18 protein-coding genes are annotated in these 18,013 nt (G+C 66.7%); 17 read left to right on the top strand and 1 reads right to left on the bottom strand.

Annotated features, from left to right (window positions below; translation table 11 throughout):
• Positions 1-172 precede the first annotated feature (172 nt).
• Genes KAR29_RS04420 through KAR29_RS04340 form a run of 17 tightly spaced genes read left to right on the top strand, consistent with a single transcriptional unit; the run spans position 173 to position 16,262 of the window.
• Positions 173-1,117, top strand: coding sequence for a YybS family protein (locus tag KAR29_RS04420; protein WP_274374420.1), 945 nt, complete (start codon positions 173-175; stop codon positions 1,115-1,117).
• An 8-nt stretch (positions 1,118-1,125) separates the two neighbouring features.
• Positions 1,126-1,572 carry a 50S ribosomal protein L9 gene (rplI, locus tag KAR29_RS04415; protein WP_274374419.1) on the top strand — a complete coding sequence of 149 codons (447 nt, stop codon included), beginning with the start codon at positions 1,126-1,128 and terminating at the stop codon, positions 1,570-1,572.
• Position 1,573: 1 nt separating this feature from the next.
• A complete protein-coding gene (gene dnaB / locus KAR29_RS04410; protein WP_274374418.1) occupies positions 1,574-2,920 on the top strand; it encodes a replicative DNA helicase in 1,347 nt (448 codons plus the stop codon).
• Between the two features lie 24 nt (positions 2,921-2,944).
• The gene (locus KAR29_RS04405; protein WP_274374417.1) at positions 2,945-3,913 is read left to right on the top strand and encodes a ParB/RepB/Spo0J family partition protein; all 969 of its coding nucleotides are present in this window, start codon (positions 2,945-2,947) and stop codon (positions 3,911-3,913) included.
• A 40-nt stretch (positions 3,914-3,953) separates the two neighbouring features.
• Positions 3,954-5,717: an O-antigen ligase family protein gene (locus KAR29_RS04400; protein WP_274374416.1), complete on the top strand. Its 1,764-nt coding sequence runs from the start codon at positions 3,954-3,956 to the stop codon at positions 5,715-5,717.
• 37 nt (positions 5,718-5,754) lie between these two features.
• Positions 5,755-6,348, top strand: coding sequence for a prepilin-type N-terminal cleavage/methylation domain-containing protein (locus KAR29_RS04395; protein WP_274374415.1), 594 nt, complete (start codon positions 5,755-5,757; stop codon positions 6,346-6,348).
• Positions 6,320-7,249, top strand: coding sequence for a type II secretion system protein GspK (locus KAR29_RS04390; protein WP_274374414.1), 930 nt, complete (start codon positions 6,320-6,322; stop codon positions 7,247-7,249). Before KAR29_RS04395 ends, KAR29_RS04390 begins: the two co-directional genes overlap by 29 nt.
• Before the next feature lie 3 nt (positions 7,250-7,252).
• A complete protein-coding gene (gene gspL, locus KAR29_RS04385; protein ID WP_274374413.1) occupies positions 7,253-8,422 on the top strand; it encodes a type II secretion system protein GspL in 1,170 nt (389 codons plus the stop codon).
• Entirely contained in the window at positions 8,419-8,916 is a 498-nt protein-coding gene (gspM, locus tag KAR29_RS04380) for a type II secretion system protein GspM (protein WP_274374412.1), read from the top strand. Before gspL ends, gspM begins: the two co-directional genes overlap by 4 nt.
• Positions 8,913-9,509 carry a hypothetical protein gene (locus tag KAR29_RS04375; RefSeq protein WP_274374411.1) on the top strand — a complete coding sequence of 199 codons (597 nt, stop codon included), beginning with the start codon at positions 8,913-8,915 and terminating at the stop codon, positions 9,507-9,509. The genes gspM and KAR29_RS04375 overlap by 4 nt, the downstream gene beginning before the upstream one ends.
• Complete coding sequence (gene gspC, locus KAR29_RS04370; protein ID WP_274374410.1) at positions 9,488-10,441, top strand: type II secretion system protein GspC; 954 nt, start codon at positions 9,488-9,490, stop codon at positions 10,439-10,441. The genes KAR29_RS04375 and gspC overlap by 22 nt, the downstream gene beginning before the upstream one ends.
• Position 10,442: 1 nt before the next feature.
• Positions 10,443-10,766 carry a type II secretion system protein gene (locus KAR29_RS04365; protein ID WP_274374409.1) on the top strand — a complete coding sequence of 108 codons (324 nt, stop codon included), beginning with the start codon at positions 10,443-10,445 and terminating at the stop codon, positions 10,764-10,766.
• 20 nt (positions 10,767-10,786) lie between these two features.
• Positions 10,787-12,751, top strand: coding sequence for a type II secretion system secretin GspD (gene gspD / locus KAR29_RS04360; RefSeq protein ID WP_274374408.1), 1,965 nt, complete (start codon positions 10,787-10,789; stop codon positions 12,749-12,751).
• Positions 12,748-14,229 carry a GspE/PulE family protein gene (locus tag KAR29_RS04355; protein ID WP_274374407.1) on the top strand — a complete coding sequence of 494 codons (1,482 nt, stop codon included), beginning with the start codon at positions 12,748-12,750 and terminating at the stop codon, positions 14,227-14,229. The genes gspD and KAR29_RS04355 overlap by 4 nt, the downstream gene beginning before the upstream one ends.
• Entirely contained in the window at positions 14,226-15,377 is a 1,152-nt protein-coding gene (locus tag KAR29_RS04350; protein ID WP_274374406.1) for a type II secretion system F family protein, read from the top strand. The genes KAR29_RS04355 and KAR29_RS04350 overlap by 4 nt, the downstream gene beginning before the upstream one ends.
• A gap of 36 nt (positions 15,378-15,413) precedes the next feature.
• A complete protein-coding gene (gspG, locus tag KAR29_RS04345) occupies positions 15,414-15,845 on the top strand; it encodes a type II secretion system major pseudopilin GspG (RefSeq protein WP_274374910.1) in 432 nt (143 codons plus the stop codon).
• 3 nt (positions 15,846-15,848) lie between these two features.
• Positions 15,849-16,262 (top strand): prepilin-type N-terminal cleavage/methylation domain-containing protein, encoded by a 414-nt coding sequence (locus KAR29_RS04340; RefSeq protein ID WP_274374405.1) that lies wholly within the window; start codon positions 15,849-15,851, stop codon positions 16,260-16,262.
• A 283-nt stretch (positions 16,263-16,545) separates the two neighbouring features.
• Here the strand turns inward: KAR29_RS04340 and KAR29_RS04335 are convergent, their stop codons facing one another.
• Positions 16,546-17,943 (bottom strand): helix-turn-helix transcriptional regulator, encoded by a 1,398-nt coding sequence (locus KAR29_RS04335; RefSeq protein ID WP_274374404.1) that lies wholly within the window; start codon positions 17,941-17,943, stop codon positions 16,546-16,548.
• Positions 17,944-18,013 lie beyond the last annotated feature (70 nt).

Raw genomic sequence — 18,013 nt, 5'->3', positions numbered from 1 at the left:
CGGGTCCTTCGAGGGCCGAGGGGATTCTTCCTTCGGCCTTCGGAGGACGCAGGTCCGCCCTTCTCATCGGAGCAGCCGGAGGCCCTTCGGGGCTTTCGGCTCTCTTGTTCTTCCCGGGCCCTCGAAGGCGCCCGATCCCCTTCAGATGGAACGGTCCCGAAGGAGGAAAGTCATGTCACCGACGCGGGCCCTTGTCGAAGCCTCTCTGCTCGTCTCCCTGGCCGTCGTCCTTTTCGCGGCCAGCCACTATCTCCCCGTCGTGGGACTTCTGGTATCCCTCGTCTGCCCGGCCCCTCTTGTCGTGCTGGGTCTCCGTCACGACCTGAAACGGGCCCTTCTGGGGACCTTTACGGCGACGCTCCTCACGGCGGCCCTTCTCGGCGTCGTGACCTCCCTCTTTTTCCTCCTCGGCTTCGGCATCCTCGGCATCGGCCTGGGCTACCTGGCCCGGCGGTGCAAGAGCGGCTCCGAAGTCATCCTCTATGGCCTCGTCATCTCCCTGGCCAGCAAGCTGGCCCTCATGGCCATCCTCATCAAGATGACGGGAATGAATCCCTTCAGCCTCGACGGCGCCGCCCTCGAGGAGTCTCTCGACGGCGTCGTCCGGCTCTACGGAACGGTCGGCCTTCCGACACAATCCCTCGAGGCGATGAGGGAGCAGTTCCGGTCCATGGTGGCCCTGCTTCCCCGCATCTTCCCGACCCTTCTCGTCATGGCGTCGGCCATGGACTGTTTCCTGAGCTACGTCATCAGCGGCGCCATCGTCCGGCGGCTGGGAGGCTTCAGCCTTCCTCCGTTGCCTGCCTTCAGCCAGTGGCGTTTTCCCAAAAGCGTCTTCTGGGCTCTCCTGGCCTCCATGGGCCTTCAGCTTCTCGGCCCCTCCCTGGGGGAGTTCGCCGTCGAGGCGGGCCTCAACCTGCGCCTCCTCGTCTCTATGCTCTTTTTCTTCCAGGGACTCTCTGTGGTATGGTTTTATCTGGTCTCAAGGAAGATGGTCGCCCCTCTGCGCTACGCCGTCGTCTTCCTTCTGGCCTTCGTTCCCTTTCTCTCTCAGATCGTTCTCGTGCTCGGTGTCGTCGACATCTGGTACGATTTGAGGAATCGTCTCAGGAGGTGACCGGTGCGATGAAAGTGATTCTGTTGCAGGATGTGAGCAAGCTGGGCAAAAAAGGAGAACTCATCGAGGTCAGCGACGGTTACGGCCGCAACTACCTCTTTCCTCGAGGCTTGGCCGAAGAGGCCACGCCGGGCAGGCTGAAGCTCTGGAAGGAGCTCCAGGGCGCCAAGGAGGCCCGCCAGGAGAAGGGACGCCTCCAGGCCGAGGAGACGAAAAAACATCTTCAAGGTCGACAGATTGTCGTGAAAGTCAGCGCCGGAGAGGGAGGCAAGCTCTTCGGAAGCGTCACGACGGCCCAGATGGCTTCGGCTCTCGTCGACCAGCTTCAGACTCGGATCGACAAGAAGGAGATCCGTCTCGAGGAGGCGGTTCGCCAGGTCGGGATCTTCCCCTTCAGGATCCGCCTCGCCCCCTCCATCGAGGTCGAAATGACCCTCAAGGTGGAGGCCGACTAGCTTGGCCGAACCTCTCAGAGTCCCGCCCCACAATCTGGAAGCCGAAAGGGCCGTCCTGGGAGCCTCGCTCCTGGATAAGGACGGTCTCCTTTTCGTGACCGAAACCCTCCAGACCGAAGATTTCTACGACCTCCGTCACAGGCGGGCCTTCGATATCATGGTCGATCTGGCTCAGAAGGATCGTCCCGTCGATCCCCTGACCTTCATGGAAGAGGCGAGCCGCAAGGGGATTCTCGACGAGCTGGGGGGACAGCCCTTCCTGGCCGAGCTCGTCGATTCGGTGACGACCGTGGCCAACGTGGAGTATCATGTGGCCATCGTCAGGGACAAGAGCGTCCATCGCCGCCTCATCCAGGTGGGCAGCGACATCGTCCGTCTCGGCTACGCCGAGGACCGCGACGTCGACGAGATCCTCGACGAGGCCGAGCGGGCCGTCTTCGAGATCTCCCAGCGGGGGGGGAAGAACCTCTTCCGCCACGTCGGCGAGGTCCTGGGCCCCACCTTTCGCCAGATCGAGATCCAGTTCCAGGCCGGCGAGGCCGTCACAGGCGTCTCGACGGGCTTCGCCGACTTCGATCGTCTCACGGGCGGCCTCCAGCCGGGAAGCCTCAACATCGTCGCCGCCCGTCCCTCCATGGGCAAGACGGCCCTCGCCCTCAACATCGCCCAGTACGCGGCCGTCCGCAAGAAGGTCCCCGTCCTCGTCTTCAGCCTCGAAATGGGGGCCGAACAGCTCGTCCAGCGCCTTTTGGGCGCCGAGGCCCGCATCAACATCCACGACCTGCGGACGGGCTCCTTTCACGAGACGGCTTGGGAGTCCCTGGCCGAGGCCGCCGGTGTCCTCGCCCAGGCCCCCCTCTACATCGACGACAGCTCCGTCCTCTCCACGCTGGAGCTTCGGGCCCGCTGCCGCCGCTTCAAGGCTCTCTATCCCGAGCTTGGGCTCGTCGTCGTCGACTACCTCCAGCTCATGTCCATGGCCAAACGCGTCGAGAGCAAACAGCAGGAGGTGGCCGAAATCTCGCGGGCCCTCAAGGCCGTCGCCCGCGAACTGGAAGTTCCCGTCGTCGCCCTCTCCCAGCTCTCGCGGGCCGTCGAGTCGCGCAACGACAAGCGCCCCATGCTCTCCGACCTCCGCGACAGCGGTGCCATCGAGCAGGACGCCGACCTCGTCATCCTCCTCTACCGCGGCGGCTACTACAACGCCACGACGGCCGAGGAGACGGACAACGCCGCCGAGATCATCGTCGCCAAGCACCGCAACGGCCCGACGGGGACGGTCCACCTCGTCTTTCTGCGCGAATTCGCCCGCTTCGTCAACGCCGACCAGATCTACAGCCGCCGCTGATCGACAGGGAAGGAAGGGAGCCCCTTGGGTAGCCGTTACGAATGGGATGTGGCCCGTTTCCTCAACGCCTCGCCGCCGGCGCGGAAGGAGGTTCCCAAAACCGTCTCGGGCGAGGCCGACGCCGAGGCGGCCCGCTTCGTCGAAGTGCCTATCGAGGCCCTCCGGCCCAACCCCTTCCAGCCCCGACAGCATTTCGACGAAGAGGAACTGGAGGAGCTGGCCCAGTCGATCCGTTCCTTCGGCCTCATTCAGCCCGTCGTCGTCCGCCGCCTCGGCTCCGGCGCCTTCGAGCTCATCGCCGGAGAGCGCCGCCTTCGGGCCTGCGAAAGGGCGGGATGGAAGACCATTCCCGCCGTCGTCACCGAGGCCGACGAGGCGACGCAGCAGGTCCTGGCCCTCGTCGAGAACCTTCAGCGCCGAGACCTCTCGGCGGCCGAAGAGGCGCGCTCCTACAGCGGCATCATGGAGCGGACGGGCTGGAGCCAGATCGAACTGGCCCGCAGGCTGGGCCGCTCGCAGGGGGCCATCGCCAACAAGCTCCGCCTCCTTCGTCTTCCCGAGCCCGTCCTCGATCTGATCGTCTCGGGACGGCTTTCGGAGCGCCAGGCCCGGGCCCTTCTTCCCTTGCCGGCGGAGCGTCAGATCGACCTGGCCCGCAGGGCCGTCGACGAGGGGCTGCGCGTCCGCGAGCTGGAGGGCCTCGTCGCCGAGGAGACGGCGCCCGCCGAGGCCGAGACGCCCAGGGAGGAACCGAAGGAAGAGAGGAGGACGGAGCCCCTCTCCAAGTCCCGGAAACGAAGACCCTCTCCCGAGGTCTCTCCACCTGTCGACGACGACGGTTTCCTGAAGGCTCTGGCCGACCTCGTCGAAAGGGCTCGTTCCTCGGGACGGTCCGTGCAGTGGAAGGTCCGCGAAGAGGGGCAGAGGGAGCGCGTCGTCGAAATCCGCATGGCGCTTCACAGTCACGGCCCCGAGGCCGAGGAAAGGTCGTGAAGGTCCGATGGCCCGAACGTTCAAGGGCGGCAGGGGGAGCGTGAAAACCCCCTCGATCGTCGGAGAGGCCGCCTCTTCCGCCCCCCGTCTGGCGCCGGAGTGGCTTCTCGAAAGCATGCTCTTCGTCGCCCTGACGGCGCCCAATCTCTTCTTCTCCGGCGCCTACTGGTTCCAGACGCTCCACCTCATGAAATGGTTTCTCGCCATGATCCCCGTCGCCCTCCTCTCCGTCGTTGTCGGATGGCGTCTTCTCCGCCGCGGCCCCGAAGGGACGGCCTTTTCGCTGGATCCCTTCGGCGCCCTCTGGTTCCTCCTCCTCCTCTACGCCGCTTTTCAGCCCCTGTGGGCCCCCGTCACCTCCATTCCCACCCTGGTGCGGGAGTGGTTCTACCTGGCCACCCTCTGGGCCGCCTACGTCTGGGCCCGCCACGACTTCGACGGCAGGCGCCTTTCCCTCTTTCTCCTGGCCGCCGCCCTCAACGGCGCCGTCAACGTCCTCTTCGCCGAGCTTCAGATCAGGGAGCTCAACGGTCCCTTCCCCTTCATCCTCCCCACGCCGGGCCACTACATCGGCAACACGGGGCAGCAGAACATGCTCGGCGTCTGGATCGCCATCGCCCTCTACGGCGGCGCCTTCCTCCACCTCGTCCGGGAGGGGAGCCGGAGGGAGGGCCTGATCAACCTGGCTTTATTCGCCGTCAACGCCTGGGGGCTCTGGAACACGACGAGCCGCTCGGCCTACCTGAGTTTCTTCGTCGGCCTCGCCGCCCTCTCCCTCGTCTACGGCCGCCTCGTCGGCAGAAAGGGACTCCGGCGCCTCTTGACGATCCTCCTCATCCTCGCTGCCACCCTCTTCGCCGCCGAAGGGGCCGGAAGGGGCCATCAGCTCGTCCGAAAGGCTGCCGAGATGGTCCGGGACGTCGAGACCGTGGGCCATCGCGACTCCATCTGGCTCACCTCCTGGGCCATGTTCAAAAAACATCCTCTCACCGGAGTGGGGCTGGGCCACTACAAGTGGAACTACCTCGACGCCCAGAGGGATATGCTCCGCGACCACCCCGACAGGGACTGGAAGTTCACCCTCTGGGCCCACAGCGAAGTCCTCCAGTTCCTCTGCGAGTTCGGTCTCTTCGGCTTTCTCTTCCTCGTCGGCCTCGGGGGATGGTGGCTCTTCTCCCTTCTGCGGGCCCTGACTCGGAAAAAGGAGCTCTCCTCGGCGGCTCTCTGGGCCATCGGCCTTCTCTTCCTCTTCTGGTTCGACGCCCTCTGGACCCGTCCCTTCCACCGCATCGAGAACGTCCTCTGGATGAGCCTCGCCTTCGCCCTGGCCAACAGGGAGCTCCTGCCCGTCGAGACGGCCTGGAGCCGCTGCCGTCCCCGGGCGCTTCGGGCTCTGGGTGGACTGGTGACCGTCGTCGCCCTGGCCGGATCGGCCCTCATGATTGATTCCATGGTCGGAGACCGTAAAATTGCCGTTGCCATGCGCAGCCGCAGCGCCCAGACTCGGAGGGAGCTTCTGGAGAAGGCCCACGACCATCTTCTCGTCCGCGACATCGCCGCCAAACAGCTGGCTCATCACCTCGTCTCCATCGGCGAGATCACGAAAAACCGCGAGATTCTCCTGGACGGCGTCCTGCGCCTCGAGACGGTCTTCCGCAGCGAGCCCCACAGCCAGGAGCTGCGCGCCCTCCTTAAGTGGCAGGGCCGTCTGGGGCGAAAAGAGGAGCTCATGGAGTCGGTTTCCTACCTCAAGCCGGGCAGTTACCGCATCGGACCCTCGTCGACCCTCTCGGGGACGCCCTGACCGTGTCTCCATGGTGACCCGATCGGGAAAGTCCGGGGTGGCCCGTCTCCGTGAGGGCTTCACCCTCGTCGAGATCCTCGTCGTCGCGGCCCTGGCGGGGCTGATCGCCGTCACGGCCTTCACGCCCCTGATCCACACCGTCGGCGTTCTCCGCGACCTGGAGGGATCCTTCGGAGCCGAGGCCGGACTTCGCCTCGCCTCGGCCCGCATCGTCGGCGACATGCGCCAGTATCAGCAGCCGCCCAAGGAGCCGGCCGTGCGGCTCGTCCGCCACGATCGCTTCGGGGGCAGGGCCGATGACGCCCTTCTTTTCTGGAGCGTCGCTCCGCTGCGACAGGGAAGGGCCGCGGGGACCGTCGTCTACCGCCTGGGCGGAAGCCGGGCCTACGAGAACTCCCTGATGCGCTGGATCCTGCCCGGCGCCCTCCCGTCGGAGATCAACGTGGCTGCCCTCGCCGACGAAGAGGGGCAGCTCGTCCTCCAGGGCCTCGACGGGCTGAGGGTGACCCTCCTGAACGGAAACCAGTGGGTCGACGAGTATTCAGGCCCCCTTCCGCGGGCCCTCAGGCTGACTCTGACTCGAGGGGAGGTTGAAAACCTCTATGAGGACTGGCTCCCTCAGACGCGCTAGACGGCCCGGCTTCATCCTCGTCGCCGTCCTCTTTTCCGTCATGGTTCTTCTCGGCGCCTCGACGGGGCTCGCCTGGTTCGTCCGAGGCCAGGTGAGGCAGATCGAGCGGGAGCGAGAGTCGCTGACGGCCCGGAGCCTGGCCTACATCGCCACGCGCCAACTCGCGGCGGGTCTCGCCTTCGACACCAACGACTACGACGGTCTCGACGAGCTCTGGTTCGGCACCCACGTCATTCCCGTCGAGGAAATCGGCGTCGCCGTCGTCTCCTTCCTCCCCGGCGACGACAAGATCTCCCTGTCGGCCCTGTTCCTGCCTGACGGAGAGACGCTGCGCCTCGAGATGGAGCAGCCCTGGCGCCGCATCTGGGAACGCCTGGAGAGAACCGATCTGGAACAGGTCGTCCTCGATTTCATGGACGGCAACGTCGCCCCCCGCCTGGGAGGAATGGAGAGAGAGGCCTACCCCAACCGGATCCCGGCCGATCTCTCGGAACTTCTGGCCTGCCCCGGCGTCGACGAGAAGGTCCTCTACGGAGACCCCTCGCGGGGACGTCCCGGCCTCGTCCATTTTCTCTCTCCCTGGGGAGGGAACAGGATCAACGTCAACGTGGCCGAGGCGGACGTGCTGACCGTCCTCGACGATACCTTCACCTCCGACAGGGCCCGGTCCGTCGTCGAAGCGCGTCGGAAGACGCCCTTCACCTCCATGGAGGAGCTCAAATCGAGGGGCGGCGTCGCCGACGCGGCTCTTCCGCGCCTGTCGAACCTTCTCGGGTTCAAGAGCGAGACCTTCCGGGCCCAGGTGGAGGTTCAGCTTCTCTCGGGAGCCCAGCTCCACTATGAAGTCGTTCTCCGGAAACGGGGCAAAGCGGCGGATATTCTTCTCTGGAAGGAGCGTTAGACCATGGCCGACGTGCCCAAGATATGCCTCGCCCGCAAGGACCTTCTTCTCGAGCTCACCGGAGAGGGCTCCCGGAATCTCCCGTCCCCTTCGGAGGGGAAGGGGAGCCTCCTCGTCCTCTGCCCCTTTCGGACCGTGGCCGTTCACCCCTTCGAGCTGCCCCTCTCCAACCTGGGGCAGATTCGCGAGGCTCTCAGACTGCGCCTTCAGCCCTTCCTCGCCGGAGGGGGGCTGGACCTCCTTCCCCTTGTCACGGCGAGCGAGGGGAAGAAGAGCCGCGGCGTCGCCTGGCTCGTCTCGAGGGGGGAGAGGAGCCAGTGGGCTCCGCCCGCCAACGGCAGGGAGGTCCGCCTCGTTCCGGCCGTCCTGGCCCTGGCCGCTTTGGGCGGCGACGGCGCCCTGCTCGGCGATGGCGACCACCTCTACAGCGTCGCCCTCGGCGATGGCCAGCCTCTGGCCCTGCGCTGCCAGCCCCGCGACAGACGGGACATGGAGGCCGAAGTCGCCTGGCTGCGCCAGTTCCTCGGCGACGCGGAGGCCTCGATCGTCTCGGCCGACCTCGTCGCCGACGAGCCTCGGGCCCTTGCCCTTCTTCGCGAGGGCGCCCTGAAGCTTCTCGATCCTTCCCATCGCCTCTACGGCGTCGATCTCTCGGGCCAGGCCATCGATGCCGCCCTGAGGGCCGACAGGCTTCTCTCCCTCGTCCGGAGGGCCGGCTGGGCCGTCGCCGCCACGGGGCTCGCCGCCTCTCTCCTGGCGGCCTCCTTCCTCTTCCTTTTCAGGGCCGACCTCCGGGACATCCAGAGGCGCTCCGAGTCCCTCTACCGGGAGACCTTCGGCGACGACGGCGTCCTCCGCGATCCCCTCAGCCAGGCCCGGGCCCGGCTCATGACTTCCCCGGGGGGAAACGCCGGTCCCTCCCTGGCCGAGATCCTCTCCCTCGTCGGAGAATCCTGGAGCTCCGGCGGGGCCCCCGTCGACGTCACGCTCGAGACGCTGCGCTATAATGCTTTCGGGGCCGACGTCGTCGGCGCCGCCCCTGACGTCCGGGACATCGAGGGCCTTCAGGCCCGCCTGAAGACGCAGGGACTGGATTCGCGACTGGGCGACATTCAGCAGACTCCGGGGGGGAAGCTGCGCTTCTCCCTCTCTCTGAGGTGGGAACAGCCATGAGTGCCCTGGAACGTCATCTGCGCAAAGGCTTCGACTGGCTCCGGACCGACAGACAGGCCCGGAGATCGGTCCTTTTTCTGCTTCTGGGAGCGGCCCTCTGGCTGACGGCCATCAGCCTCTGGGGAGAGGCCGGCGATCTCAGAAGCCGCATGATCCTTCAGGAGGATCGCTTCCGCCGTCTGGCCCAGGTCGTCCGGAGCTACCGCAACCAGCCCCGACAGGAGACGAAAAAGGCTCCCTCCGGCGACATCCTCTCGATCCTCTCGTCCCTCATCGATCAGGTCGGCGTCAAGGACCGCCTCGTCCAGCTTTCGGCCGGCGCCGCCGGGGCGACGCTTCAGTTGGAGCGCCTCTACGGCGAGGAGCTGGCGACGCTCCTCCAGGAACTGGAGAGGAAGGACCTTCCCCCTCTCTCGGCCGAACTCCGCTCCGTCCCTCAGGGGGAGACGAAGCGCTTCTCCTGTTCGATCCTCGTCGGGGGGGAACGGCGATGAAGGTCGTCCGCGTCTTTTTCCTCCTTTCGCTCTTCCTCCTGGGCCTTGGAGCCGGCCTTTGGCTCTTCTTCCCCTGGAATCAGGCGGCCCAGGCCCTTTTCGACGAGACGGCCCGCCATCTGGAGCGCCAGGGGGTGGAGATGACGGCCCTCGAAGTCTCGGGCCGGGGGGGGCTCCGTCCCCTCTTCCTCGCCCGAGGTCTCTCCCTCTCCCACCCCTTCCTGAAGGTGAACGCCGCCCTCGTCGAGGGGCGTCTCGATCCGCTCTCCTCTATCCTGAGCCGATCCCTGGCGGTGGACCTCGCCGTCGGTCCCGGCGACCTGATCCTCCTTCAGGGCCATCGCGCCTCGTGGAACGCCGGGCGCCTGCTCCTGAAGGCCCGACCCCGGTCCGTCGACGTCTTCGACGTCGACCTGTCCGGCCCCCTCTCCGTCAAAGGCGCCTTCTCCTTCGACCCGACCTCGTCCGCTCTGACGCGGGCCTCCCTCGACATCGGCGCCCCTGCCGAACTGGACCCGGTCCTTACGGGACTTCGGGCCCTGCTGCCCATCAAGAAAGAGGGCGAAGGACGATGGAAGGTGACCCGGCCATGAGACGTCTCCGCCTCTCCCCGCCCCGGATCTCGGGGTCGGCACGGAGTGCCCTCCTCCTCTGGGGGAGACGGCTGGCCCTTCCTCTGGCCGTCGCCGTCGCCGGCGTCATCGTCGGCTCCGTCGGCGCCCGGGCCGTCGAGATCGCCCTCAGACAGCGCCTCCTCGACGGCATTCACACCTGGGCCCTCCGGGAGAGCTCCGTCGGGACCCTTCCATCGGGCGATCCCCTCGCCGAAGGGTTGAAGGCCTTCGTCGAGGCCAACCCCTTCGGCGTCGAAAGGCAGATCGCCCTCCAGGATCGGACTCCCGCCGCCGCGGAGCCCGATCGGGCCTCCTTCCGAAAGGCCCGTCTCGTCGGCACCCTGCCACCCGAGGGGGCCTTCGTCCTCGTCGGGGAGACGGTGCGGCTCATCCTCCGCGGCCAGACGGCCCAGGGCTACGAGCTGACCGACGTCGAGCCCGGTCGGGCCCTCTTCCGGGGCGCAGAGGGAGACCTCCTCGTCCTGACGCTGGAGTTCGCCAAGGCCGTTGCCGTTGCCCCTCCCGCCAGGGCGGCCCGTCCCGCGCCCGCTCCCGAACCGGCCGCCCTCTCCGTCACGGCCGCCGCCCCCGGTAAGGAGGGGGCCGTCGACAGGGATCTCGTCAACAACCTCCTCATGAACCCCTTCGAGGAGCTGCGCAAGATCCGTCTCCAGCCCCACGTTCAGGACGGCTCGGCCGCCGGCATCGAGGTGCGCTACATCCGCGACGACAGCATTCTCCGTCAGCTCGGCGTCTCGCGGGGCGATGTCATCCAGTCCGTCAACGGCGTTCAGATCCAGAACATGAACGACGTGGCCAACGCCATCTCCTCTCTCATGGGGGGATCGCGCTTCGACGTCTCCGTCCTCCGCGGCGGCCAGCCCGTCGAGTTGAGCTACACGGTGAAGTGACGTGGCCTCCCGGGGATTCACCCTTCTGGAAGTTCTCGTCGCCGTGGCCATCCTGGCCCTGTCGGCCACGGGGGCGCTGCGGCTCGTGGCCATGTCCCAGAGAAGCCTGGCCGAGGTGCGCCTTCAGCGCGACTTTCTCGACGGAGCCAGGGCCCTTCAGGTCCGGGCCCTGGCCGGCGACCTTCCGTCGTCCGGTTCCGAGGGTGACCTGGCCTGGGAGGTCCGGCCCGTCACGAGAGAGCTCCTCGAGGGGCTCTGGACGGCCCAGTACGGTCTGCTCCGCCTTCAGTACAAAGGGCGATCGATGACATTATGCATACCTTAGAGCGAGACGGAGGTTTTTCGATGCGAGGCACGAGGCTTTTTCTCTATCTTTGCCTGGTCGTGGCCCTTCTGGCCCTTCCCGGCCCCCTGGCGGCGGAAGATCTTCCCGCGGACGACGCCGAACTGACGGAACAGAATCTCATCGAGGCGGCTCGGGTCATGCGCGATTCGGGGCGGGTCCAGCTCAACTTCAAGGACCTCGACATCATCAAATTCATGCGCTTCATGACCGAACTCCTCCAGGAGAACATCCTCGTCGATCCCGCCGTCAAGGGAACGGTGACCGTCGTCTCCCCCCGGTCGGTCTCGCTCGAGCAGGCCCGGGTCCTCATGGTCTCCGTCTTGGAGATGAACGGCCTCTCCCTTCAGGGATACAGCGGCTACAGCAAGCTCGTCCCGGCCAGCAAGGGCCCCAGCTCGGACCAGATCGTCCGCAAGGGACGCGTCGGCCCCGGCTCGGGCGACCAGACGGTGGTCCAGCTCGTCCCCCTCGATTACGTCTCGGCCTCCTTCGTCGTCAACGCCGTCCAGACCTCCATCGGCAAGGGCATCGGCATCGTCCCCCTCCTCTCGGGCAACGGCGTCGTCCTCTCGGGGCTCTCCTCCCTCGTCCAGCAGGCCGTGGGCGTCATCCGCGCCGTCGACTCGCCCGAGAGCGTCAAGGTCAGCCTGGCCCTCCCCATCGTCAGCGGGTCGCCCAAGGTCATCGCCCAGCACCTGACCCTCCTCTCGAAGGAGCAGAACTCGCCCCTTTTCGGCATCTTCGTCGCCGCCGACGAGGCCAGCCGCAAACTCGTCATCGTCGGCGACAGCGCCGCCCTGGCCGAGGCGGGGCGCGTCGTCAGCGAGCTGGACGTGCCGGCCCGGTCGGGCGAGTTCCACATCTACAAGCTCCAGAACGCCGACGCCACGGCTGTGGCGGAGCAGCTGAGCCAGCTTCTGGCCGTGGCGGCTCGTCTCGAGGCCGACAAGGAGGGGAAGATCCCCAACACCGTCGTGGCCGACACGGCCACGAACAGCCTCATCTTCGCCGCCCCTCCCAGCCAGTACGAGGAGCTCCTCAAGATCATCGAGGCCCTCGACACCCAGCCCAAGCAGGTCCTCCTCCGAGGCCTCATCGCCGAGGTGAACCTGACGCGCCTCAACAGCGCCGGCATCGACTGGGCGGCCTACGGCGGCGCCGAGCTGGGAGGCGACGCCATCCTGGGAGGCCAGATCCAGCTGGGCAACACGTCCGTACCGTCGTCGATCATCGACTACTTCACGGATCTGACGACGAAAGAGGAGTTTCTGCCAAGGGACGGCGAAACCTATAAGGTCACCAACACCGAGACGAAGGGCCTTCTCTACACGTCGATCAACATGCTCAACAAGCACGACGCCATCAACGTCCTCTCCATGCCCCGCCTCATGTGCACCGACAACATGGAGAGCCAGCTCCAGGTGGGCCAGGTCATTCCTCAGCTGACGTCGAAGAACTCCGACATCACCAACCCCTCGGCGGTCCAGAACAGCTACGAGTACAAGGACACGGGGATCGTCCTCAAGGTGACGCCCCACGTCCGCAGCGGCAATCTGGTGGCCCTCGACATCGAGCAGCGCACCGAGGACGTCCTGACGGCCCAGACGTCGGATACGCCCGTGACGGCCAAGCGGGAGATCAAGACCTCCGTCCTCGTCCGCAACGGAGACACCATCGTCCTGGGCGGCCTCATCACCGAGTCGGAGAAGTTCCTCAAGAACCGCGTCCCCGGCCTCTCCTACATTCCCCTTCTGGGCAATCTCTTCACCACCACGTCGAAGCAGAAGGAGAAGGTGGAGCTGATCCTTCTCCTGACGCCGGAGATCCTCGAGACGCCCGAGATGGCCGGAGCGGCCACGAAGCGCATCATGGGCGGCGAGGAGCACGGCGGCAAGACCCAGGCCGAGAAGGAGCTCCAGGACCGCTTCGAGTCCCTCTACCGTGAGGCGGTGAAGAATCTGTGACCCTGCCCGAGCCCTCTCAGGTCCTTCCCTTTCTGCCTGAGGCGCTCAGCCTCGACACGCTGCGCCAGCAGGGCATCGTTCCCCTGAGACGCGAGGGGGAGCTGCTCATCGTCGGCGCCGTCTCCCTCGAAGCCTTCCCCCAGGCCCAGATCCTGGGGGCCTCGCTGGGGCTGCCCGTCGAGGTGGAGATCCACAGGAGAGAGGCCATCGACGGCCTTCTCCGGGCCCTCTACGACCTGCGCAGCGGTCTCGCCGAAGAGGACGTCGACGCCGTCGAGGGCGTCGACGATCTGGCCGACCTGGCCCGCGAGGACGTCCTGAGCGACTCCGTCGACGTCCCCATCATCCGCCTCGTCAACGGTCTCATCGCCGAGGCGATCCGGGAGCGCGTCACCGACATCCACATCGAGCCCTACGAGGAGAGCGTCCTCGTCCGCTTCCGCGTCGACGGCGTCCTCCGCGACCGCCTCCGTCTTCCCAAGGGCCATCAGGCCCCTCTGACGAGCCGCCTCAAGGTCATGGCCCGCATGGACATCGCCGAGCGCTTCGTCTCTCAGGACGGCCGCATCGGCATCACCGTCGGGGGACACGCCATCGACATCCGCGTCGGCGCCATCCCGACCCAGCACGGCGAGCGGCTGGCCCTGCGCATCCTCGACAAGGGGCAGGGACTGCTGACCCTGGAGCATCTGGGCATGGCCGAAAGGGAGAGGACCGTCCTGGAGGAGGTCATCGCCAGGCCCCACGGCATCATCCTCCTGACGGGGCCGACGGGGTCGGGGAAGACGACGACGCTCTACGCCATCCTCCAGGCCCTGGCCCGTCCCCAGGTCAATGTCCTCACCGTCGAGGACCCCATCGAGTACGATCTCCCCGGCGTGGCCCAGATCCAGGTCAACGAGAAGGTGGGGCTCACCTTCGCCGGGGCCCTCCGGGAGATTCTCCGCCAGGACCCCGATATCATCATGATCGGCGAGATGCGCGACTACGACACGGCCCACATCGGCGTCCAGGCGGCGCTGACGGGCCATCTCGTCCTCTCGACGCTCCACACCAACGATTCGACGAGTGCCGTGACGCGCCTCATCGACATGGGCGTCGAGCCCTTCCTCCTGGCCGGCTCGCTCAACGGCGTCGTGGCCCAGCGTCTCGTCCGCCGTCTCTGTCCCAGGTGCCGCGTCGAGGAGGCGGCCACGCCCCTTCTTCGCCGCTACGGCCTCGAGTCCCACTGGCGCGCCGTCGGGTGCGAGCACTGCGGCGGCACGGGCTACCGGGGACGGGTGGGGCTCTACGAGCAGTTCGTCGTCGACGACGGGGCCCGCGAGGCCATCTCCCAGGCGCTGCCCGCCTCGCGCCTGCGGAGCGCCGCCGTCGAGAGAGGCCTCGTCAGCCTCTGGCGGCTGGGTCTCGAGAAGGTGGCCGCCGGCGTCACCTCCGCCGAGGAAGTCCTGCGCGTCACGGGAGAGGACCCGTCGTGACGACCTTCCGCTACAGCGCCTACGACGGGGAAGGGCGCCTCAAGCGGGGGCGCCTCGACGGGGCCTCGTCGGAGGCGGCCCTGAGGGAGCTGGCCCTCCAGGGGCTCGTCGTCGTCGAAATCGCCGCCGAGGAGCGCAGAAAAAGGGCGTTGGGCCGGCCCCTTTCCCTGGCCTCCCACGTCCTCTTCTGCAAGAGCCTCAGCGCCTACCTCAAAAGCGGCCTTCCCGTCACGGAGGCCCTCGAGATGCTCCGGCGCCAGACGCCCGACAGGCGTCTCGGCGAGGCCTACGGGGCTCTTCTCGAGGGCGTTCAGGGAGGGCGCCGTCTCGGCACGGCCATGCGCGATCAGGCCGTCTTCCGCGAGGGGCTCATCGGCATGGTCGAGTCGGGCGAGTCCAGCGGCTCGCTGGTGGAGATCCTCGTCAAGGGAGCCGAAGTCTACAGGGCCGAGCAGCAGCTGCGGCGCAAGGTCCAGTCGGCCCTCGTCTATCCGGCCGTGATGGTCGTCGTCGGCCTGGGCGTCATCGCCTTCCTCCTCACCTACGTCGTCCCCAGGCTGACGGCCCTCTTTTCCGACATCGGCCAGGCCCTCCCCGTGCCGACGCGGATTCTCTTGGCCCTCTCGGCCGGGGCCCAGGCCCTCTGGATTCCCCTCCTCCTGGGGACCCTCGTCCTTCTTCTCCTCGTCCAGAGGGGGAGGGTGAAGGTGAAACTTCCCTTCATGAGGGGGCTCAGGGAGCGGATCGCCCTCTCCCTCGTCTTCTCCCACCTCTCGACGCTCGTCTCGTCGGGCATCCCCCTCGTCCAGGCCATTCAGATGACGGCTCCCATGGACGGCGATCGGGAGAGATGGAAGGACGTGGCCCAGGGGGTCCGCGAGGGCTATCGTTTCGCCCAGTCCCTGGAGCGGCAGGGGAGTTTTCCCGAGGATGTCGTCTACGTCGTGCGCATCGGAGAGATGGGATCGGAGCTTCCCGAGGCCCTGGAGCGGGTCGCCGAGAACAGCTGGGAGACGGCCGAATCGCAGATGGAACGTCTGGCCAGCCTCGTCGAGCCGCTGCTGATCCTCTTCCTCGGAGGGGCCGTTGGCTTCGTCGTCGTCGCCATCCTTCTGCCCATCTTCGATCTCTCCGGTCTCGTGAAATAAGGCAATGCCCAAATTTCAGAAAGAGGTGATGTGGTGATGCAGATGAACCGCCGTCGCAGAAGTGCCTTTACCCTTGTCGAAGTTCTCGTCGTCGTCGTCATCATCGGCCTGTTGGCCGGTCTCGTCGTTCCTCGCGTCGTCGGCCGAGGCGAGGAGGCCAAGCGGACGGCCGCCCAGGTCCAGATCCGCCAGCTCGGTCAGGCCCTCGATCTCTTCAAGCTCGACAGCGGGTTCTACCCCACGACGGACCAGGGACTGGAGGCGCTCGTCTCCAAGCCGACGCTGCCTCCCGAGCCGAGAAATTACCGCGACGGAGGCTACATTCAGAAGATCCCCGTCGATCCCTGGGGCGGGCCCTATGTCTATCGGGCTCCCGGCGATCACGACGAGTACGATCTCTTCTCCTACGGTCCCGACGGCGATGAGGGCGGAGACGGGGCCAACGCCGACATCACCAGCTGGGACTAGGCCGTGAGAGCCGGGAGGGGGTTCACCTTCGTCGAGCTCCTCGTGACGGTGGCCCTCCTGGCCGTCCTGGCCGGCCTGGTTCTGCCCCGTCTCGTCGCTCCCGAGCCCGACGCGGCCCTGGAGCTGAAACGTCTTCTCACCGACGGGGCCCTCAGGGCTCAAAAAGAGGGGGAGACGCTTTTCCTGCGAGGCGAGGGGGCTTCGGCCGTCCTTTACGGGCCCGCCGCCGAGGGGCCGGGCCGAGAGCTGGGTCGTTACCCCCTGGGGCGGTGGACCGTCGCCTTCGTCCCGGAACGTCTCCTGATCTTCTCCGACGGCTCCTTCTCTCCGTCGAAAATCGTCCTGAAAAGGGGGGAAGAGGGCCGTTCCTTCAACGTCACCGTGACGGGCCAGGTTCTGGAGGTCAAGCGGCCCTGAATCCCGCCTCTAGCCTCGCGGGTCCTGTCCCAGTGGGGGCCGTCGGCGCGTGACCGGTCGGCTTTCCTGCGGGAACGCGGCCGTTTTCGTCTCAGGTGGGCGCACGGCCGCTCCCGGTTCGCGGGTCCCCGTCCGGCCTGGAGGCGTCGCTTTTCGGGGGACGGCCGATCTTCGCGGCGGCCTTGCTCCTCCGGAGATCGGCGGCTCGGCTGCGGGTGGCCTGTCTCGCGGGTCCGCCGAATTCCGTCGCGGAGGAGGGCAAGGCCGGGGCGCGAAAGACGGGTTAAAGTCCTCCCCTTTTCCCCAGAGAGGCCAGGTGATCCTGAAGTTCCTCCCGGCCCGAGACGTCCAGCTTGCGGTAGATGTTCTTCAGATGGGTCCGGACGGTGTTGGTCGTGATGTTGAGCCGGCCGCAGATGTCGGCGTTGGAGCATCTCTCGGCGACGAGAAGGGCGACACGCCGCTCCTGCCGGGTGAGATCCTCCTCGAGAAGTCCCGCAAGAGAGAGGCCTTCGCCGCCCTCCTCGTCGCCGTCGGCGAGGGGCAGGTCATAGCCGGCGAAGGTCTCTCTGTCGTCGTCGAAGGCAAGGCCCGCCAGGAAGAGGGTGGCGATGGCCAGCAGGCTCAGGAAGGGGGACAGAGGCAGCCCCAACTTCATGGCCGCCTTCTGGGCTCCCTGAGTCAGGGCGATGCCGACGAGGACGGAAAGAACGACCCCGAAATGCCCCCGAGAGGCGACGGCGAGGGCCTCTTTCCTCCCGGCCCTGGAGGCCAGGTAGAGGAGGAGGACCCAGGCGTAGGTTCCGAAGACGCCGTAGCCCGTCTGCAGCAGGGCCACGGCGATGAGGGGATGATGACCGCCGAGGAAGAGGAAGGTGGCGAAACCCAGGCCCAGGAGGGTCTGGGCCATGCGGTAGAGATTCCGCAGGTCGATCTCGGCGAAGCGCCAGATCAGAAGGCCCGTGGTCAGGGCCCCCATGCTGTAGAGGGGCTCCGTCACCTTCCAGATCCGGTAGAGTTCCGGAGAGGAAGAGGTCAGGAGCAGGGCGTGGAAGAGGGAACAGGTGAAAAAGAAGGAGCCGATGCGGAGCATCAGCTTGGGCGAATAGGGGGAAAGCCCCCAGGAGGGAGAGAGGGGAGAGGGGATTCTCGCCCCGTAGAGTCCCTCCGAGGGGGCGCGCCAGCACCAGGCGGCGACGAAGGGGAGGAGGAGCGTCAGGGCCAGAAGAATCTCTCGGGGGATCCAGGGAGAAAAGGTGATGACAAGGGCGCTCAGGACGTTGGCGCAGCCGAAGAGGAAGGCCGAGGCGGCCGGAGAGAACTGCGTGAGGTGCCAGCACCAGAGGACGAAGAGGATCGTCGCTCCCAGGGCTCCGACGAAGGTGAAGAGGAGGCCCCAGCCCCAGGAAGTGACGTATCCCGGCAGGAGGAAGGGGACCTGGCTCGCCGAGGAGAGAAGGGCCCCCAGGACGAGCGTGGTCTTCGCGCGCCCCTCGTCGAAGGGAAGAAGACGGCGGGCCGCCGCGAAGAGGCCCAGACCGTGGAGGAGGGTGAACAGAAGAAAGGCCTGCTGGGGGGCGAGCAAGGTCCTCTCGGGGAAGACGGAAAGAAGGTGTCCCTCGAGAAAGGTCAGCCACCGCCAGGCGGTGACGGCTCCGAGACCGAAAGCGGAGGAAAACATCAGAGAAGGACCTCCTTGAGTGGACGCTGCCACTCCCACAGAGTATCATGCTTCATCGTCGCTGCAAACC

The organism is Aminithiophilus ramosus, assembly GCF_018069705.1.
Lineage (GTDB): Bacteria > Synergistota > Synergistia > Synergistales > Aminithiophilaceae > Aminithiophilus > Aminithiophilus ramosus.
Note: the sequence above shows the minus strand (reverse complement) of the source record. Positions and strands in the feature narration are given on the sequence as shown.

Excerpts from the sequence above, each read along its gene's own strand:
- KAR29_RS04420 (WP_274374420.1), top strand. The coding sequence starts at position 173 with ATGTCACCGACGCGGGCCCTTGTCGAAGCCTCTCTGCTCGTCTCCCTG.
- rplI (WP_274374419.1), top strand. The coding sequence starts at position 1,126 with ATGAAAGTGATTCTGTTGCAGGATGTGAGCAAGCTGGGCAAAAAAGGA.
- KAR29_RS04390 (WP_274374414.1), top strand. The coding sequence starts at position 6,320 with ATGAGGACTGGCTCCCTCAGACGCGCTAGACGGCCCGGCTTCATCCTC.
- gspL (WP_274374413.1), top strand. The coding sequence starts at position 7,253 with ATGGCCGACGTGCCCAAGATATGCCTCGCCCGCAAGGACCTTCTTCTC.
- gspM (WP_274374412.1), top strand. The coding sequence starts at position 8,419 with ATGAGTGCCCTGGAACGTCATCTGCGCAAAGGCTTCGACTGGCTCCGG.
- KAR29_RS04375 (WP_274374411.1), top strand. The coding sequence starts at position 8,913 with ATGAAGGTCGTCCGCGTCTTTTTCCTCCTTTCGCTCTTCCTCCTGGGC.
- gspC (WP_274374410.1), top strand. The coding sequence starts at position 9,488 with ATGGAAGGTGACCCGGCCATGAGACGTCTCCGCCTCTCCCCGCCCCGG.
- gspD (WP_274374408.1), top strand. The coding sequence starts at position 10,787 with ATGCGAGGCACGAGGCTTTTTCTCTATCTTTGCCTGGTCGTGGCCCTT.
- gspG (WP_274374910.1), top strand. The coding sequence starts at position 15,414 with ATGCAGATGAACCGCCGTCGCAGAAGTGCCTTTACCCTTGTCGAAGTT.
- KAR29_RS04335 (WP_274374404.1), bottom strand. The coding sequence starts at position 17,943 with ATGTTTTCCTCCGCTTTCGGTCTCGGAGCCGTCACCGCCTGGCGGTGG.